Source organism: Cnuibacter physcomitrellae, from assembly GCF_014640535.1.
Lineage (GTDB): Bacteria > Actinomycetota > Actinomycetes > Actinomycetales > Microbacteriaceae > Cnuibacter > Cnuibacter physcomitrellae.
Genome location: NZ_BMHD01000001.1, coordinates 3360080 through 3376468, shown reverse-complemented (window position 1 = coordinate 3376468; position 16389 = coordinate 3360080). Strand labels below are relative to the sequence as shown.

Sequence of the window (16389 nt, the reverse complement as noted above, 5' to 3'; positions counted from 1 at the left end):
TCGTGCGCCCACCCCACGCGTCACCCCAGCGTCCAGAACGAGTGCAGCGGCTCGGAGGCCGCGCGGCGAGAGGAGCGGGGGTGGCCGTGGCGGTCACCGCGCTCGTCGCCGCCAGCGCTCTCGCCATCGCCCCTGCCTCGGCCGCACCCACCGGCACCGTGACGCGTCCGTCTGCCGGTCCTTCGGACCCCGTCTCCTACGACGACGGCACCTACATCGTCACGCTCGTCGACGACCCCGCCGCCACCTATCAGGGCGACGAGGGGTTCGCAGCGACCGCGCCCGCGCAGGGAGAGCAGCTCCGCGCCGCGGAGCCCGAGGTGGAGGCCTACTCGGAGCACCTCGAGTCGCAGCAGGAGTCGGTGGCGTCCTCCGTCGGCGCCGCCGTCGACTACAGCTACACGCTGACGCTCAACGGCTTCTCGACGAACCTCACGGGTGCGCAGGCCTCCGAGCTCGCCGCGCGCAAGGACGTCGCCGCCGTCACGAAGAGCGAGGTGCAGTACATCGATCGCGCCGCAGCGGCCGCGCCCGCCGCAGCGGCGGCGCCCTCGGCCCCCGTCGCACCCGCGGCACTCACCCCCTTCCCCGACACCGGCCAGGAGTCGTCGATCGACTTCCTCGGGCTCACCGGTGCCGACGGCGTCTGGTCCGAGCTCGGCGGAGCTCAGGCGGCCGGTGCGGGCATCGTGATCGGCGACCTCGACACCGGTGTCGCGCCGGAGAACCCCTCGTTCGCCGGCGACCCGCTCGGCACGACCGCGGGAGCGGCTCCCTACCTCCAGGACGGACGGATCACGTTCGCCAAGTCGGACGGCTCCACGTTCTCCGGCGAGTGCGAGACCGGCGTCGCCGGGCCCGTGCCCGCGAACGCCGACCCGCAGTGGACCGGCGGCGAGTGCAACACGAAGCTCATCGGTGCCCGGTGGTTCCTGCCCACGTCGCTCTACGACCAGGTGGGCTCGGCCGACCGTCCCGAGTACCTCTCGCCGCGCGACAGCGACGGCCACGGATCGCACACCACCTCGACCGCGGGCGGCAACGCCGACGTCGACGCCACCATCGGCGACTACGACTTCGGCAGCATCTCGGGCGTGGCCCCGGCCGCCAAGGTCGCCGAGTACAAGGTGTGCTGGAACGGCAACGGCACCACCACCGACGACGGCTGCTACACGGAGTCGATCCTCGCGGCCATCGAGGCGGCGGTCGCCGACGGCGTCGACGTGATCAACTTCTCGATCGGCGGCGGCAGCGCGACCAGCACCCTCTCGCTCGAGGACCAGGCCTTCTTCAACGCGGCTGCGGCGGGCGTCTTCGTCGCCGCGTCGGCGGGCAACTCCGGCCCGGGAGCCAGCACCCTCGACCACGCCTCGCCGTGGTACACCACGGTCGCGGCCTCGTCCATCCCGACCTACATGGCCACCGCCGAGCTCGGCGACGGCACCTCGTTCGCCGGCTCCTCCATCACGGTGCACGACCCGCTCACCGCGCCGCTGGTGCTGTCGTCCGCCGTGGCCGGAGCCGACGGTGACGCGCAGATCTGCGAGGCGGGCAGCCTCGACCCGACCCTGACCGCGGGCAAGGTCGTCGTCTGCGAGGCGGGGGTCACCGCCCGCGTGTCGAAGTCGGCCGAGGTGGCCCGCGCCGGCGGCGTGGGGATGCTGCTCGTGAACCCGTTCCCGAACGCGATCCACGCCGACGACCACTCGGTGCCGTCGATCCAGATCGACTCGGATGCGTACGACGCGATCTACGCCTACGCCGCGACCCCCGGTGCCACGGTCACGCTGGTGCAGGGCAACACGACGGGCGTGGTCCGTCCGGTTCCCCAGGTGGCGGGCTTCTCGTCGCGGGGCCCGGCCGAGGCCGACGGCGCCGACGTGCTGAAGCCCGACGTCACCGCTCCCGGTGTGTCGATCCTGGCCGATGGAGCCAACCCCCAGGGCGAGGATCCGACGTTCCAGTTCGAGTCGGGCACGTCGATGTCAGCGCCGCACGTCGCCGGTCTCGCCGCGCTCTACCTGACGCAGTATCCGAACGCCTCGATCTCCACCATCCGGTCCGCGATGATGACCTCGTCGTACCCGGCGAAGGAGCTCGACGGCAGCGACTCGACGGACGTCTTCGCCCAGGGCGCCGGCCATGTCGACCCGGCCCGGATGTTCCAGCCCGGCTTCGTCTACGACAGCGGCCCCTCCGACTGGATCGCGTTCCTGGAGGGCGAGGGCTACGTCTTCGCCGAGCCGACCGGTGTCGAGCCGATCGACCCGTCCGACCTGAACCAGGCCTCGATCTCGATCGGGTCGCTCGCCGGCACGCAGAGCGTCACGCGCACCGTCACCTCGACGGCCGCCGGCTCCTACACGGCCGACGTCTCGGTCCCCGGTGTCGACGTGACGGTGTCGCCCTCCACGCTGGACTTCAGCGGCCCGGGCGAGACCCTGTCGTACTCGGTCACGTTCGACGAGGCGGGCGCCCCGCTCGACGAGTTCGCCACCGGATACCTCATCTGGACGGAGACGGGGAGCGGAGACACGGCCCGCAGCCCGATCGCGGTGCGGCCGGTCGCGGTCGCGGCTCCCTACGAGGTGAGCGGCACGGGCAACGCGGGCAGCGTCAGCGTGCCGATCACCCCGGGTGTCGACGGCCCGCTGCCGCTCTCGGTCACGCCGCTCGCACAGGGCACCCAGGTGCTCGACCCGAGCGCATCCGACGGTCACAGCGGAACGCTGCCGCAGGGTGAGCAGTCGATCAGCGAGATGACCGTGCCCGAGGGCACGACCTTCGCGCGGTTCGATCTGGACTCGCTGGTCGACACGGCCGATCTGGACCTCTTCGTCGACCTCCTCGATGAGAACGGCGACGTGGTCACGTCGTACACCTCCGCGACGGGCTCCGCCGACGAACGGGTCGACATCGAGGCTCCCCAGGCGGGCACCTACCGTGTGACCGTGGACGTCTACGCCGTCTCGTCCGGCTCGACGACGGCCACCTGGGACCTCTTCGAGTACCTGCTCGGCGACGCGAGCGCGAGGGCTGCGAGCGGCTCGCTCACCACCGTCCCGACGGTGGTCGAGGGAACGGCCGGTGTGGAGTCCCCCTACGACGCGGTCTGGCAGGGCCTCGACGGTCCGGCGCGCTACCTGGGCGCCGTCTCCTACGGCGACACGGGCCTCTCCACCCTGGTCTCGATCGCGGTGCCGCAGGCCCTCCCGCCGACCCCGCCCACCCCGGGCGACCCCACGACCCCGGGCACCCCGGGCACGGGGAGCGGCTCGACCCAGCTGGCCGCCACCGGCGCCACCCCGGCGTGGCCCCTGGCCCTCGCCACCCTCGCCCTCCTCGCGGGCACCGCGGCCACCCTCTTCACCCTCAGGAGGCGCCGCACCTCGTAACCCACGGACCCTCACCAGAGGCCACGCGGAGGGGCCCACCACTCGGTGGGCCCCTCTCGCGTCTTCCCTGGAGAGCCGGAGGGCCGCACGTCACGTCGACGAGCAACAGAGGCCGGTGGGCAGGGCTGGGATTCGGTCCGAGTCGCAGGCATCGGGTCTGGCGGGGCGCCGAAGGCGCCGGGACTGCGTCTCGGACCGAATCCCAGCCCTGCCCAGCGACCGCTCCCCCATGCACACAGACGAGATGCGACACTAGGACCCATGGACCTCACCGAGCTCGTCATGCTCCGCCGGGTCCGCGACCGCATCGACCGCGAGTACGCCTCCCCCCTCGACGTCGAGGCCCTGGCCCGCGGCGCCCACGTCTCCGCGGGCCACCTGTCCCGCCGCTTCAAGGCCGCCTTCGGCGAGTCCCCGTACTCGTACCTGATGACCAGGCGCATCGAACGCGCCAAGGCCCTGCTGCGCCGCGGCGACAAGACCGTCACCGAGGTCTGCTTCGAGGTCGGCTGCCAGTCCCTCGGCACGTTCAGCACCCGTTTCACGGAGCTGGTCGGCGTGCCGCCGAGCGTGTACCTCCGTCGCCCGACCGAGGAGGTCGCCGGGATCCCCGCCTGCACCGCGAAGCAGGTCACGCGACCGGTCAGGAATCGAGAAGCGCCCGCATCCGCCCCGACGCTAGCGTGATCGGCATGACGACCACCACCATCCACTCCAGCTTCCTGCCCCACACCGACCCGGATGCGTCGCTCGCGTTCTATCGCGACGTCCTCGGCTGGGAGGTCCGCAATGACGTCCGCTGGGACGGCAACGCCTGGATCACCGTCGGCCCCGCCGACCAGCCCGACACGGCGATCGTGCTCCACCCGCCGACAGCGTCGCCCGGTCTCACCGAGGACGAGCAGCGCACGCTGCGCGAGCTCGTGGCGAAGGGCAGCTACTTCGGCGTGAACCTCGCGAGCGACGACCTCGACACGCTGTTCGCGACGCTCGAGTCGAACGGCGCCGAGGTCGTGCAGGAGCCGACCGATCAGCCGTACGGGGTGCGAGACTGCGCGTTCCGGGATCCGGCGGGCAACCTGCTCCGCATCCAGCAGAAGGGCTGAGCATGGCAGAGCACGCCGCCGACGGTCATGACGTCATCCGGGTGCACGGCGCCCGCGAGAACAACCTCAAGGACGTCAGCGTCGTGCTCCCCAAGCGCCGGCTCACGGTGTTCACCGGGGTGTCGGGGTCGGGCAAGAGCAGTCTCGTGTTCGACACGATCGCCGCCGAGTCGCAGCGCATGATCAACGAGACCTACAGCTCGTTCGTGCAGGGCTTCATGCCGACGCTGGCCCGCCCTGACGTCGACGTGCTCGAGGGCCTCACCACCGCGATCATCGTCGACCAGGAGCGGATGGGGTCGGACCCGCGCTCCACCGTGGGCACGGCGACGGATGCGAACGCGATGCTCCGCATCCTGTTCTCGCGGCTCGGCGTGCCCCACATCGGATCGCCGCAGGCGTTCTCGTTCAACGTCGCCTCGGCGAGCGGGAAGGGGGCGATCACCGTCGACCGCGGCGAGCGGACGAAGGCGGTGCGTGCCGACTTCTCGATCGTGGGCGGCATGTGTCCGCGCTGCGAGGGGCGCGGCGCCGTCACCGACATCGACCTCACGCAGCTCTTCGACGACTCGAAGTCTCTGTCGGAGGACCCGTTCACGATCCCGGGGTACACCGGCGACGGCTGGATGGTCCGCATCTACGCGGAGTCGGGGTTCTACCCCGCCGACAAGCCGATCCGCGACTTCACCGCGAAGGAGCGGCACGCCTTCCTCTACGGCGAGACGACGAAGGTCAAGATCCAGGGCGTCAACCTCACCTACATGGGCCTCATCCCGAAGCTGCAGCAGTCGATGCTGTCGAAGGACAAGGAGTCGATGCAGCCGCACATCCGGGCGTTCGTCGACCGCGCGGTGACGTTCATCACGTGTCCGGAGTGCGAGGGGACGCGGTTGAGCGAGGGCGCCCGGTCGTCGCGGATCGACGGGGTGAACATCGCGGAGGCGTGCGCGATGCAGATCACCGACCTCGCGACCTGGGTGCGGGGCCTCGACGAGCCGAGCGTGGCGCCGCTGCTGGCGAACCTGTCGCAGCTGCTCGACTCGTTCGTCGACATCGGGCTCGGCTATCTCAGCCTCGATCGGTCGTCGGGCACGCTGTCCGGTGGTGAGGCGCAGCGGACGAAGATGGTGAAGCACCTGGGCTCGAGCCTCACCGACATCACCTACGTCTTCGACGAGCCGACCGTGGGACTGCATCCGCACGACATCCGCCGCATGAACGAGCTCCTGCTGCAGCTGCGCGACAAGGGCAACACCGTCCTGGTGGTCGAGCACAAGCCGGAGGCGATCGGGATCGCCGACCACGTGGTCGATCTCGGCCCCGGGGCGGGCTCGGGCGGCGGCGAGGTGGTGTTCGAGGGCACGGTCGACGGGCTGAGGGCGAGCGGGACGCTCACCGGACGTCATCTCGACGACCGGGCGCGGCTCAAGCCGTCGGTGCGTCGCCCGTCCGGCGCCATCGAGGTGCGCGGAGCGTCGACGAACAACCTGGCGGATGTCGACGTCGACATCCCGCTCGGCGTGCTCACCGTGCTGACCGGGTCGCCGGGTCGGGGAAGAGCTCGCTCGTCCGTGGATCGGTGGCGGGGCTCGATGGGGTCGTGTCGGTCGACCAGACGCCCATCCGCGGCTCACGTCGAAGCAATCCCGCGACGTACACCGGGTTGCTCGAGCCGGTGCGGAAGGCGTTCGCCAAGGCGAACGGCGTGAAGCCGGCCCTGTTCAGCTCGAACTCCGAGGGCGCCTGTCCGGTGTGCGGCGGCGCGGGCGTGGTCTTCACCGACCTCGGGCCGATGGCCAGCGTGTCGACGGTGTGCGAGGCGTGCGAGGGCCGCCGCTTCGCCGACTCGGTGCTCGAGTACCGGTTGAACGGCAAGGACATCAGCGAGGTGCTGGAGATGCCGGTGACCGGGGCGCTCGAGTTCTTCGGCTCCGGGGAGTCGCGCATCCCCGCGGCCGTCGCGATCCTGGAGAGGCTGGCGCAGGTGGGCCTCGGCTACGTGACGCTCGGCCAGCCGCTGACGACCCTCTCGGGTGGGGAGCGGCAGCGCCTCAAGCTGGCCACGCACCTCGGCGACAAGGGCGGCGTGTTCGTCCTCGACGAGCCGACCACCGGCCTCCACCTCGCCGACGTCGAGAACCTCCTCGGCCTCCTCGACCGCCTGGTCGACGAGGGCCGCACCGTCATCGTGATCGAGCATCACCAGGCGGTGATGGCTCACGCGGACTGGATCATCGACCTCGGCCCCGGCGCCGGCCACGACGGCGGCCGCATCGTCTTCGAGGGCACCCCGGCCGACCTCGTCGCCGCCCGCTCCACCCTCACCGCCGAGCACCTCGCCGCCTACGTCGCCCCCTGATTCCCTCGCGACGAACCGGGGTTGAGGTCACTCCCAGGGGTTCACGACCTCGATCCCGCATCCCTCGAAGTCGCGCACGTTCCGGGTCACCAGAGTCGCACGGTGGCGACGGGCGATCGCCGCGATCTGCGCGTCCATCACATCGATCGGTCGGCCCGCCCGAGCCCGGAGGGCACGCACGGATGCGTACTCGACTGAATCGAGTCTGTCGAATGCGAGGACGCGCCCACCGAGTTCCTGCTCGACCACCCGGGCCGTGATGCCGCTCAGCTCACGCCTTCTCCGACCATCGGGCATCAGGGCGATGCCGTCGAGCAGCTCCGCAGTCGTGATGGAGGTGATCCACACTTCCCGGAGCAGGATCGCCGAGACGAACCGAAGCACTCGGCGGTCGCAATCGCTCCTGGTGTACTCGGAGACGACGTTCGTGTCGAGGATGATCATCGTTCGGCGCCGGAGTCGTCCTCGGAGAAGACCGGACCGCGGGAGCTCGGCCCACGTGGTGGGATCACCAGGTCGTCGGCGTAGCCCACTTCAGCGAAGAGCTCGTGGATGCGCTGGAAGAACTCACCCACCGTGCGGGGCGGATCGGCATCCGCATCCGCGCTGACTGCGGCGTTCAGGATCTCGCGCACCTCGGCCTCCATCGAGCGCCCGTTCCGAGCGGCGCGGATGCGGAGCGCATCGCGCGTCGACTCGTCGAGATCTCGAACGGTGATCGTCGCCATCTCGCCCCCTCGTCGTGCTGTCAATGCTAGCACCGCAGCGACGGAGGTGTCGAGCGATCCTCAGAGGGAGACGAGGCCGGCGCGGAGGGCGAGGATGACCGCCTGGACGCGGTCGCGGGCGTCGAGCTTCATGAGCACCCGGCCGACGTGGGTCTTGACCGTCGACTCCGAGAGGAAGAGGCGGGAGGCGATCTCGGAGTTGGTCAGGCCCTCCGCCATCGCGACGAGGACCTCGCGCTCGCGCTCGGTGAGCTCGCCGAGCCGCGCCGCCGTGTCGGGGTCGACGGCGGGCGGAGCACCGCCCGACGCGGCGGACCCGGCGGCGCCGCCCTGTGCATCCGACAGCCGGCCGCTGACGATGTCGAGGAGGCGCCGCGTGACCCGCGGCGACACCGCGGCGTCGCCGGTTGCGACCGCCTCGATCGCGGCGGCCAGCTCGGTGGGCTGGGCGTCCTTCAGGAGGAACCCGCTCGCGCCGGCGTCGAGCGCGGCGAAGGCGTACTCGTCGAGGTCGAAGGTGGTGAGGATGAGGATGCGCGACCCCGGGCTCGCGTGCACGATCGCGCGGGTCGCCTGGATGCCGTCGAGACCGGGCATCCTCACGTCCATCAGGATGACGTCGGGAGCGAGCGCCGCGGCCTGCGCGATGGCCTCTCCCCCGTCGGAGGCCTCGCCCACGACCGCGAAGCCGCGGGCCTCGAGCACCATGCGCAGCCCCATCCGGATGAGCGGCTGGTCGTCGACGAGCAGCAGTCCGATCCGTCTCACGTCACTCATCTCGCGACCTCTCCGCGGGCGTCGAACTCCGCCGTCACTCGCCAGCCGCGCGTCCCGACCGGCCCGGCCGTCACGGACCCTCCGTGCACGGCCACCCTCTCACGCATCCCGATGAGCCCGCTGCCCGACCCCACCGACGCCGCGCCCCGACCGGCCTCGCGGCCGTCGTCGGTCACGGTGATGCGGATGCGGTCGTCGCCGTAGACGAGGTCGACGTCGACCGCGGTCGGCTCGAGCGCGTAGCGGAGGGCGTTCGTGAGCGCCTCCTGCACGACCCGGAACACCGTCAGCTGCGTGACGGGATCCGCGGGCTCGCGACCGCGCTCCGTGAACCGGACCGGCAGGCCGGCGGAGCGGTAGGACTCGATGAGCTCGGGCAGCTCGGAGAGCCCGGGCTGCGGCGCCAGCTCGCCCGGCGCGGGTGCGTGGTCGGAGGTGAGGACGCCGAGCGAGCGGCGCATGTCGGCCAACGCCCGCCGCGCGGTCGACGCCGACTGGCGCACCGCCTCCTTCGCGACGTCGGGCGAGCGGTCGATGCTCGCCTCCGCGCCGTCCGAGAGCGCCACGATCACCGTGAGGCTGTGCGCGACGATGTCGTGCATCTCGCGGGCGATGCGCGCCCGCTCTGCGGCGGTGGCGATCTGCGCCTGCTGGTCGCGCTCGCGGGCGAGCTGCCAGGCCCTGTCGAGGAGCGCCTGGATGTAGCGCCGCCGGTTGCCGAACGTGATGCCGACGAGGGTAGCGATCACGAGCGACATGCTCCACATGAAGGAGAAGCCGACGATGGTGATCCAGTCGGTCTCCACCACGATCGAGCACAGGACCGCGGCCGCCGAGGCGATGGCCGTCCAGATCCACGCCGCTCGGCTCGAGCGGTACACCGCGAGCGCGTAGAGCGAGGCGATGACGGGGAACCAGGTCAGCCCCGGGGAGAAGTGCGTGCCGAGGGCGTAGCTGGCGATGAACACCGCCACCGACACCCCGGCGGTGACGTGCGGGACGTAGCGGCGGAAGACGAGGGCTCCCGTCACCAGGAGCGTCACGTACCCCGCGACCGCGGTGGGCCAGATCGGCCCGCCGCCGAGCACGTCCCTCGCGGCGACGACGAGCGTGAAGATCGCGGCGGGTGCGGAGTACACCGCCGCGATCATCACGTCGAGGAGCCACGGATGCCGGGCGAAGAACGTCCGGATGAACCCGGGCGGCTTCGGCAGGCGCAGGTCGCGCGACTCGCGCAGGTCGTCGGTCAGGCGTCTCTCCTCGCCAGCAGGGCGGATGCGGTGACGAACGGCACCGCGACCCATCCGAGCATAACGAGCAGCGCCTGCCACGGCTCGAACACGGAGCCCGATCCGAGCAGGGTCTGCCCGGCGGCGGAGGGCAGCCACTCGGTCACGACCGACGCCCACTCCGCCCCGATGAGGCTGAGCACGATCGGCACCACGAGCAGCAGGCCCACGGAGACCGCGATGCCCGCGGCGGTGTTGCGCATGATCGCGCCGATCGAGAACGACAGCAGCCCGACCAGGGCGAGGTAGCCGGCGGCTCCGATCAGCGGCCACCACACGGCGGGGTCGGTGAGGTCGGAGGCGCCGACCCGCGACTCGAGGATCGGCCAGGTGGCGGCGTACGTGATGACCACCGCGACCAGCGACACGACGAACGAGGTCGCCGCGAACACCAGGCCCTTGGCGACGAGCACGGGCTGGCGCGTCGGCACGGCGGTGAGCGTCGAGCGGATCTGTCCGGTGGAGTACTCGCCGCTCACGACGAGGACGCCGAGCACGGCGATCACGAGCTGGTTGAAGAACACCCCGATCGTCGAGATCAGGACGGCGAAGGATCCGGCCGCCTCGGCGGAGCCCGCGCCGGTGGGCGGGACGGGGACGGTGAGGGCGGCCATGACCCCCATCCCGATCTGCACGAGCAGCAGCACGAGCAGCACCCAGACGGTCGAGCGGAGGGTGGTGAGCTTGATCAGCTCCGACCGCAGGATCCCGGTGAAGCGCAGGCGCGCATCCGGCATGGTGACGTGGGAACGGCGGGCGATCTGGGGGTTCTCGACTGCGGCGGTCATCGCGCTGCCTCCTCGGCGACGGTCTGGGCGGGGGTGGTGGGTGCGGCCGGCGCGGTGGGCCCGGCCGGAGTGGTGAGCGACGTGCGGTACTCGACCTCGTCGCGGGTGAGGGCCATGTAGGCCTCCTCGAGCGATCCCTGGACGGGGGTGAGCTCGTGGAGCGCGATGCCGTGGGCGGCGGCCGCGTCGCCGACGGCGGCGGGGGCGAGCCCGCGGATCTCGAGGGCCTCCGCGGCCGTGCTGGTCACGGTCACGTCGGGCTGCGTGAGCACGCGGGCGAGCTCGGCGGCCCGGGGGCTGACGACGCGCACGTAGCTGTGGGTGGCGGAGTCGACCACGGCCGACATCGCCGCGTCGGCGATGACTCTGCCCTTGCCGAGCACGATCAGGTGGTCGGCCGTGAGCGCCATCTCGCTCATCAGATGCGACGAGAGCAGCACCGTCCGGCCTTCGGCGGCGAGCTGCCGCACGAGACCGCGCACCCAGTAGACGCCCTCCGGGTCCAGGCCGTTGACCGGCTCGTCGAGGATGAGGGTCTCCGGGTCACCGAGGAGCGCGGCGGCGATGCCGAGGCGCTGCCCCATGCCGAGTGAGAAGCCGCCCACGCGCTTGCGGGCGACCGAGGTGAGGCCGGTGAGCTCGATCACCTCGTCGACCCGGCGGGTCGGGATGCGGTGGGTCGCCGCGAGCGCGCGCAGGTGGTTGCGGGCGCTGCGGCCGGTGTGGACGGCCTTGGCGTCGAGCAGGACGCCGACCTCGTGGAGCGGTGCGCGGTGCTCGCGGTACGGGCGGCCGTTCACGGTCACTGTGCCGGCCGACGGACGGTCGAGCCCGACGATCATCCGCATCGTCGTCGACTTCCCCGCGCCGTTGGGGCCCAGGAAGCCCGTCACCTGCCCGGGGCGCACGACGAAGTCGATGCCGTCCACCGCCGTCTTCGCGCCGTAGCGCTTGGTCAGGCCTCTCGCCTGGATCATGGGTCCTCCTCGCGTTCGATGCACGGTCTCCACCGCACATCTCCACGCTAGGAATCGGACGACGTCACCCCATCCGCCTCAGGTCCCGTCCTCCTTCCCCACCCTCGTACCCCGGTACCATTCGAGGCTTTGTCCACGGGATGCGGACGGTCAGCGCTTCTTGGAGGGCTTGGGCTCGGGGGCGGGGAGGGTTCCCGCCTCGCGGGCCTCGGCGTAGTAGGCGCGCGCCTCGTCCTGGCGGGCCTTCTCCGCGCCCGAGGAGATCGAGGCGCGGATGTGCTCCGGCCCGTACCCGAAGGCGTCGACCAGGTCCTGGGCATGCGGGCGCAGGCGCGCGGCGAGCCGCTCGGTGTACAGCCGCACCGAGCGAGCGCGCGACGGCGAGAGGCGGCCGTGCATCAGATACCAGGCGAGGTGCTTCTCGACCAGCCCGAGCCCGAAGAGGTCGCGGAGCCAGGTGAGCACCACACGCGTGCCGTCGTCCATGCCCGCCGCGGCCGGGCCCTCGAGGGCCTCCGTGAACGCCTCCCACTGGAGCAGCTCGCCGTGGGCTCGCGCGGCCTCGATGATCTCGGTCTGGTGCTGGTTGAACAGGTCGGCCGCGGCCTTCTGCGAGAGCTTCGACGCCGGCCGGAGCGCACCGGCGACCTCGGCCACCATCGTCGCGACGCGGTCGGTCAGCAGCTGGCGCTGGGCGGCGGTCTCGCGCAGCTGCGACACCGAGCGCGCGGTCGAGCCGAGGTCGGCGACGCGCTGCACGAGGCTGCGGAGGCCCGATCCGCTCGTGGCCTTGTCGGCCGCCTGCTCGACCACGAACCGCGCGAGCACCCCGAAGTCGGCCTTCGCGAAGCGGCGGCTGTAGTCGCTCAGGAGGCGCTTGGCCACCAGCTGCAGCAGCACGTGGTTGTCACCCTCGAAGGTGGCGTACACGTCGAGGTCGGCGCGCAGCCCGACCAGGCGGTTCTCGGCGAGGAAGCCTGCTCCGCCGCAGGCCTCCCGCGCCTCCTGCAGGGTGTCGAGCCCGTGCCAGGTCGAGAGCGGCTTGAGCGCAGCGGCGAGCGTCTCGAGGTCCTGGCGGTCCTCGTCCGTGTCGGAGCGACCGCTGAACACCTCGTCGAACTTCGTCAGCAGCGTCTCGTGGGCGAAGGCGGCCGCGTACGTGGTCGCGAGCTTCGGGATCAGACGCATCTGGTGCATCCGGTAGTCGAGCAGCACCTCCTCGTCGGTGTCGCTGCCCGCGGTGAACTGACGGCGCTGGTTGCCGTAGGTGACGGCGATCTGGAGCGCCACCTTCGCGGCGTTCGTGGAGGCGCCGTCGAGCGAGACGCGTCCCTGCACGAGCGTGCCGAGCATCGTGAAGAAGCGACGGCCCGAGCTGGCGATCGGCGAGCTGTAGGTGCCGTCCTCGGCGACGTCGCCGTACCGGTTGAGGAGGTTCTGCCGCGGGACACGCACGTGATCGAAGTGGAGCCGCCCGTTGTCGATGCCGTTCAGACCGCCCTTGAGGCCGTCGTCCTCTCCGCCCACGCCCGGCAGGAACGCACCGGACTCGTCCCGGATCGGCACGTAGAAGCAGTGCACGCCGTGGTCGACGCCCTTCGTGATGAGCTTCGCGAAGACCGTCGCCGCGGTGCCGTCGGTCGCGGCGTTGCCCAGGTAGTCCTTCCACGCACCGCGGAACGGCGTGTGGATGACGAACTCCTGCGTCGCCTCGTCGTACGTGGCGGTGGTGCCGATGCTGGCGACGTCGGAGCCGTGCCCGGTCTCGGTCATGGCGAAGGCGCCGGGCACCTTCAGCGACATGATGTCGGGGAGGAACGTCCTGTGGTGGTACTCGGTGCCGAGGTGGAGCACGGCGGCGCCGAAGAGCCCCCACTGCACCCCCGACTTGATCTGCAGTGACGGGTCAGCGACGACGAGCTCCTCGAACCCGGCGATGTTCCCGCCGGGATCGTTGGCTCCGCCCAGCTCGACGGGGAAGGCGCGCAGGCCCTGCCCGGTCTCGACGAGGTAGCGGCACTGCTCGAGCACGCGCGCGCGGTGCTCCGCCATGCTCAGACCGTCGATGCGCTGCATCTCGGGCTTGGCGGCGGCGTCGCGCGAGGCGAGCCGGATGTCGGCCCACGTGCCGAGGAGGTAGCGGGTCAGCCACGGCACGTCGGTGCGCGCCACGACCACCTCGCCCTCCTGAGGTGCGCGCCGTCCGGTGACCTTGCCGGGGCGGATGGCCGCGGCCGATTCGTCGAGGTCCCGATCGATGGCCTCGACCTCGCTGTCGTCGGAGCCGGATCCCGTGGTGTCGAGCGTGTCAGTCATGAACGTCCTTGTCGTCGCGGAGCACCGCCACGCTACGATCGCCCGCTCGCCCGCGCCAGCGACCCGTCAGCCCGCTACAAACGGGCGTCGGGACGTCCCCCGCTCGGATTGTAGGGACGCTACAGATCTTGTAGGAAGCACACAGGTCAGCGCCGCGCGGTCGAGAGGGTCCCGCCAACTGCTCGCCGGCCGGCGGCGACGTCCGCCGCCCCCGCGACGAGCGCTCCGAGGGCGAGCACGCCGAGCAGCGGCGCCAGCACGTCGACGGCGGGCTCGAGCCCGATCCCGGTCGCGAGCGCGCCGGCCCCGATCGCCGTGAGCGCCTGGAGCAGATACGAGAACAGGTACATCAGCGACAGCGTGGCCCCTCGGTGCTGCGCGGGCGCCGCCCGGTTCACCACACCGATCCCACCGGTGAAGGCGAACGCGTACGCCACCCCGCCCGTCACACACCAGGCGAGGAAGAGCGGAAGGCTGCCCCAGACGGCGCAGGCCGCCATGATCGCGAGGGAGGCCAGGCTCAGTGCCCCGCCCAGCAGCACCGAGACGTGGGCGGGAACCCGAGCCAGGAGCACCGACACGACGCCGATGACCGCGGCCGAGATCGCCAGGAGGGCGCCGGTGACGGCCAGATCGGACGTCCCCGTGAGATCGCGGGCCATCTGAGCGCCGAGCGAGAGGAACACCGCGCCGATGCTGTAGGCGAGCGACACCGACAGCGTCGCCGCCAGGAACGGCCGGAGGAGCCCCGGCGCGAGGCGGAGCGCGCGCGGGCGCCAGTTCGGCGCCCCCAGTCCCGCCGTGTCGTCGGGCATCCGCCAGACGAGGACGAACGCGGCCGCACCGAGGAGGAAGAGCACCGCGAAGCTCAGCACGAGCGGCAGCGGCGCGAACTCGGCGAGGACCCCCGACACCAGCAGGGCGAGCGTGAGACCGGATGCGGTGGCCGAGCCGGTCACCGAGCTCGGGAACCGCGGGTTGCCCGACACGTTGTGCTCGACCAGGGATGCGCTCGCGGCGCCGAGCGCGAACCCCGTGCCCACACCCTGCAGGATGCGGCCCGCGTACAGCCAGAGGACGTTGGGCGCGAGCGCGAAGGCCACGGCGGCGACGGCGATGAGCGCCACGCCGAGGAGCATCGCCCGGCGCCGGCCGATGCTGTCGGAGACGCCCCCGAACAGCGCGAGGACGATGAGCAGCGCGAGAGGGTAGGCAGCGAAGACCGACGTCGTGACGACGGCGGGCAGACCCCAGTCCGCCGCGTAGACCGGGTAGAGCACGCTGGGGGCGCCGCTGGCCCAGAGGCAGAGGGCGAGGACGAGGGCCGAGGCCCAGAAGGCGCCCCGGCGACCGAGACGCGGAATCGACGACATGGCTGCGACACTAGCGCGTTGACTTGGAAAAACCAACCCAGTATCGTGAGGGCATGCCCGCGATCGATCCGCTCACCTCGCGCTGCCAGGTCGTCCGCACGCTCGACGTCATCGGCGAGAAGTGGTCGCTGCTCCTCGTGCGCGACGCCCTGCGCGGGCGCACCACCTACTCCGAGTTCCGTGAGTCGCTCGGCATCCCCACCGACGTGCTGAGCACCCGGCTCGCCAAGCTCGTCGAGCGCGGCGTGCTCGAGAAGCGCGCCTACCGGGCCGAGGGGTCGCGCGAGCGCTTCTCCTACCACCTCACTGAGGCGGGGCAGGGTCTCGCACTCGTGGTCGGCGCCATGGCGCAGTGGGGCGAGACGTACAACCCCTGCGACGGCGCGTCCTCGTCGCGCTTCGTCGAGGCCGACGACCGGGATGCCGCAGTCGGCATCTCCTTCATCGACGGCTCCGGGCGCGCCCTCACGCCTACCGAGGTCGCGCTGGTCCTCCGCCGCTGAACCGCGTCCGGGCCGCCCTCCCCACCGGACGGGAGGGCTCGACCTCAGGGCGTGGGCGCCTCGGGGTCGTTGCGGTGCATGGCGCGACGGACGCGCTCGACCACGTTGGCGGCGGGCGGCTCGTTGTAGGTGCCGGCGAGCTCCTGGCCCGACATCCGCCCGATCGAGTCCATCACGTCGTCGGTGAGCTTGCGGCGGGCGCGGGCGGACGACGCCTCCCCGTAGGCAGTGGCGTCGATGGGCTCGCCGAACTGGACCGTCACCGGTCGTACGCGGATCTCGGAGGTGTCGGGCGGCATCACGTCGGGTGTGCCCGTGATGGCCACCGGGACCACCGGGCACTGCGCCGTCAACGCGAGGAACGCCACGCCGGTGCGCCCCTTGTAGAGGCGCCCGTCGCGGGAGCGGGTGCCCTCCGGGTAGATCGCGAACGCCCCGCCCGCCTGCAGCACCTCGAGCCCCCGGTCGAGCGAGTCCTTCGCCGCAGTGTTGCTCGCACGGTCGACCGGGATGGCCCCGATGCCCTCGAAGAACGACCTCGACAGGCGCCCCTTCGCGCCGGTGCCGGTGAAGTACTCCGCCTTGGCGAGGAACCGCACGTCGCGCGGGGCGAGGATCGTGATGGCCACGCTGTCGATGAAGCTCAGATGGTTGCTCGCCAGGAGGACCGCGCCCGTCCTCGGCACGTTCTCCCGGCCGATCACCGTCGGATGGAAGACCACCCGCGTGAAGGGACGCGCGAGCCCGCGGAGGACCTGTTTGAACACCACCCGATCCT

Annotated in this window: 13 protein-coding genes and 1 pseudogene; 5 read left to right on the top strand and 9 right to left on the bottom strand. The window is 71.6% G+C overall.

Going from position 1 to position 16389, the window contains the following annotated elements; translation table 11 throughout:
* Positions 1 to 80 precede the first annotated feature (80 nt).
* The 4 genes and pseudogenes from IEX69_RS15800 (at position 81) to IEX69_RS15785 (ending at position 6860) form a co-directional block, all read left to right on the top strand.
* Positions 81 to 3395, top strand: coding sequence for a S8 family serine peptidase (locus IEX69_RS15800; RefSeq protein WP_174604393.1), 3315 nt, complete (start codon positions 81 to 83; stop codon positions 3393 to 3395).
* 261 nt (positions 3396 to 3656) lie between these two features.
* Positions 3657 to 4082, top strand: a complete 426-nt coding sequence (locus IEX69_RS15795) for a helix-turn-helix transcriptional regulator (protein ID WP_085018500.1) — start codon at positions 3657 to 3659, stop codon at positions 4080 to 4082.
* A gap of 5 nt (positions 4083 to 4087) precedes the next feature.
* Positions 4088 to 4501 carry a VOC family protein gene (locus tag IEX69_RS15790; RefSeq protein ID WP_085021323.1) on the top strand — a complete coding sequence of 138 codons (414 nt, stop codon included), beginning with the start codon at positions 4088 to 4090 and terminating at the stop codon, positions 4499 to 4501.
* Between the two features lie 2 nt (positions 4502 to 4503).
* Positions 4504 to 6860, top strand: a pseudogene (locus IEX69_RS15785) (ATP-binding cassette domain-containing protein).
* Between the two features lie 27 nt (positions 6861 to 6887).
* On the opposite strand, the gene IEX69_RS15780 reads toward IEX69_RS15785, so the two are convergent.
* The 8 genes from IEX69_RS15780 to IEX69_RS15745 form a co-directional block, all read right to left on the bottom strand.
* Complete coding sequence (locus tag IEX69_RS15780) at positions 6888 to 7304, bottom strand: type II toxin-antitoxin system VapC family toxin (protein ID WP_085018498.1); 417 nt, start codon at positions 7302 to 7304, stop codon at positions 6888 to 6890.
* Positions 7301 to 7588, bottom strand: a complete 288-nt coding sequence (locus IEX69_RS15775; protein ID WP_085018496.1) for a FitA-like ribbon-helix-helix domain-containing protein — start codon at positions 7586 to 7588, stop codon at positions 7301 to 7303. Before IEX69_RS15775 ends, IEX69_RS15780 begins: the two co-directional genes overlap by 4 nt.
* 60 nt (positions 7589 to 7648) lie before the next feature.
* A complete protein-coding gene (locus IEX69_RS15770; RefSeq protein WP_085018494.1) occupies positions 7649 to 8365 on the bottom strand; it encodes a response regulator in 717 nt (238 codons plus the stop codon).
* Positions 8362 to 9669 (bottom strand): sensor histidine kinase, encoded by a 1308-nt coding sequence (locus IEX69_RS15765; protein ID WP_115364744.1) that lies wholly within the window; start codon positions 9667 to 9669, stop codon positions 8362 to 8364. The genes IEX69_RS15770 and IEX69_RS15765 overlap by 4 nt, the downstream gene beginning before the upstream one ends.
* On the bottom strand, positions 9612 to 10442 hold the full coding sequence (locus tag IEX69_RS15760; RefSeq protein WP_085018492.1) for an ABC-2 transporter permease: 831 nt from the start codon (positions 10440 to 10442) through the stop codon (positions 9612 to 9614). The genes IEX69_RS15765 and IEX69_RS15760 overlap by 58 nt, the downstream gene beginning before the upstream one ends.
* Complete coding sequence (locus tag IEX69_RS15755) at positions 10439 to 11419, bottom strand: ABC transporter ATP-binding protein (RefSeq protein WP_085018490.1); 981 nt, start codon at positions 11417 to 11419, stop codon at positions 10439 to 10441. Before IEX69_RS15755 ends, IEX69_RS15760 begins: the two co-directional genes overlap by 4 nt.
* A gap of 150 nt (positions 11420 to 11569) precedes the next feature.
* A complete protein-coding gene (locus tag IEX69_RS15750; protein ID WP_085018488.1) occupies positions 11570 to 13735 on the bottom strand; it encodes an acyl-CoA dehydrogenase family protein in 2166 nt (721 codons plus the stop codon).
* A gap of 146 nt (positions 13736 to 13881) precedes the next feature.
* On the bottom strand, positions 13882 to 15108 hold the full coding sequence (locus tag IEX69_RS15745) for an MFS transporter (RefSeq protein WP_085018486.1): 1227 nt from the start codon (positions 15106 to 15108) through the stop codon (positions 13882 to 13884).
* Between the two features lie 53 nt (positions 15109 to 15161).
* Between IEX69_RS15745 and IEX69_RS15740 the strand changes: the two genes are divergently transcribed.
* Positions 15162 to 15611 (top strand): winged helix-turn-helix transcriptional regulator, encoded by a 450-nt coding sequence (locus tag IEX69_RS15740; protein WP_085018484.1) that lies wholly within the window; start codon positions 15162 to 15164, stop codon positions 15609 to 15611.
* A 44-nt stretch (positions 15612 to 15655) separates the two neighbouring features.
* Here IEX69_RS15740 and IEX69_RS15735 read toward each other — a convergent pair whose 3' ends face one another.
* On the bottom strand, positions 15656 to 16378 hold the full coding sequence (locus tag IEX69_RS15735) for a lysophospholipid acyltransferase family protein (RefSeq protein ID WP_085021321.1): 723 nt from the start codon (positions 16376 to 16378) through the stop codon (positions 15656 to 15658).
* Positions 16379 to 16389 lie beyond the last annotated feature (11 nt).

Coding starts and splice junctions, on each gene's coding strand:
- IEX69_RS15775 (WP_085018496.1), bottom strand. CDS start 7,588: ATGGCGACGATCACCGTTCGAGATCTCGACGAGTCGACGCGCGATGCG.
- IEX69_RS15790 (WP_085021323.1), top strand. CDS start 4,088: ATGACGACCACCACCATCCACTCCAGCTTCCTGCCCCACACCGACCCG.
- IEX69_RS15750 (WP_085018488.1), bottom strand. CDS start 13,735: ATGACTGACACGCTCGACACCACGGGATCCGGCTCCGACGACAGCGAG.
- IEX69_RS15780 (WP_085018498.1), bottom strand. CDS start 7,304: ATGATCATCCTCGACACGAACGTCGTCTCCGAGTACACCAGGAGCGAT.
- IEX69_RS15740 (WP_085018484.1), top strand. CDS start 15,162: ATGCCCGCGATCGATCCGCTCACCTCGCGCTGCCAGGTCGTCCGCACG.
- IEX69_RS15795 (WP_085018500.1), top strand. CDS start 3,657: ATGGACCTCACCGAGCTCGTCATGCTCCGCCGGGTCCGCGACCGCATC.
- IEX69_RS15765 (WP_115364744.1), bottom strand. CDS start 9,669: ATGGGTCGCGGTGCCGTTCGTCACCGCATCCGCCCTGCTGGCGAGGAG.
- IEX69_RS15745 (WP_085018486.1), bottom strand. CDS start 15,108: ATGTCGTCGATTCCGCGTCTCGGTCGCCGGGGCGCCTTCTGGGCCTCG.
- IEX69_RS15760 (WP_085018492.1), bottom strand. CDS start 10,442: ATGACCGCCGCAGTCGAGAACCCCCAGATCGCCCGCCGTTCCCACGTC.
- IEX69_RS15770 (WP_085018494.1), bottom strand. CDS start 8,365: ATGAGTGACGTGAGACGGATCGGACTGCTGCTCGTCGACGACCAGCCG.
- IEX69_RS15755 (WP_085018490.1), bottom strand. CDS start 11,419: ATGATCCAGGCGAGAGGCCTGACCAAGCGCTACGGCGCGAAGACGGCG.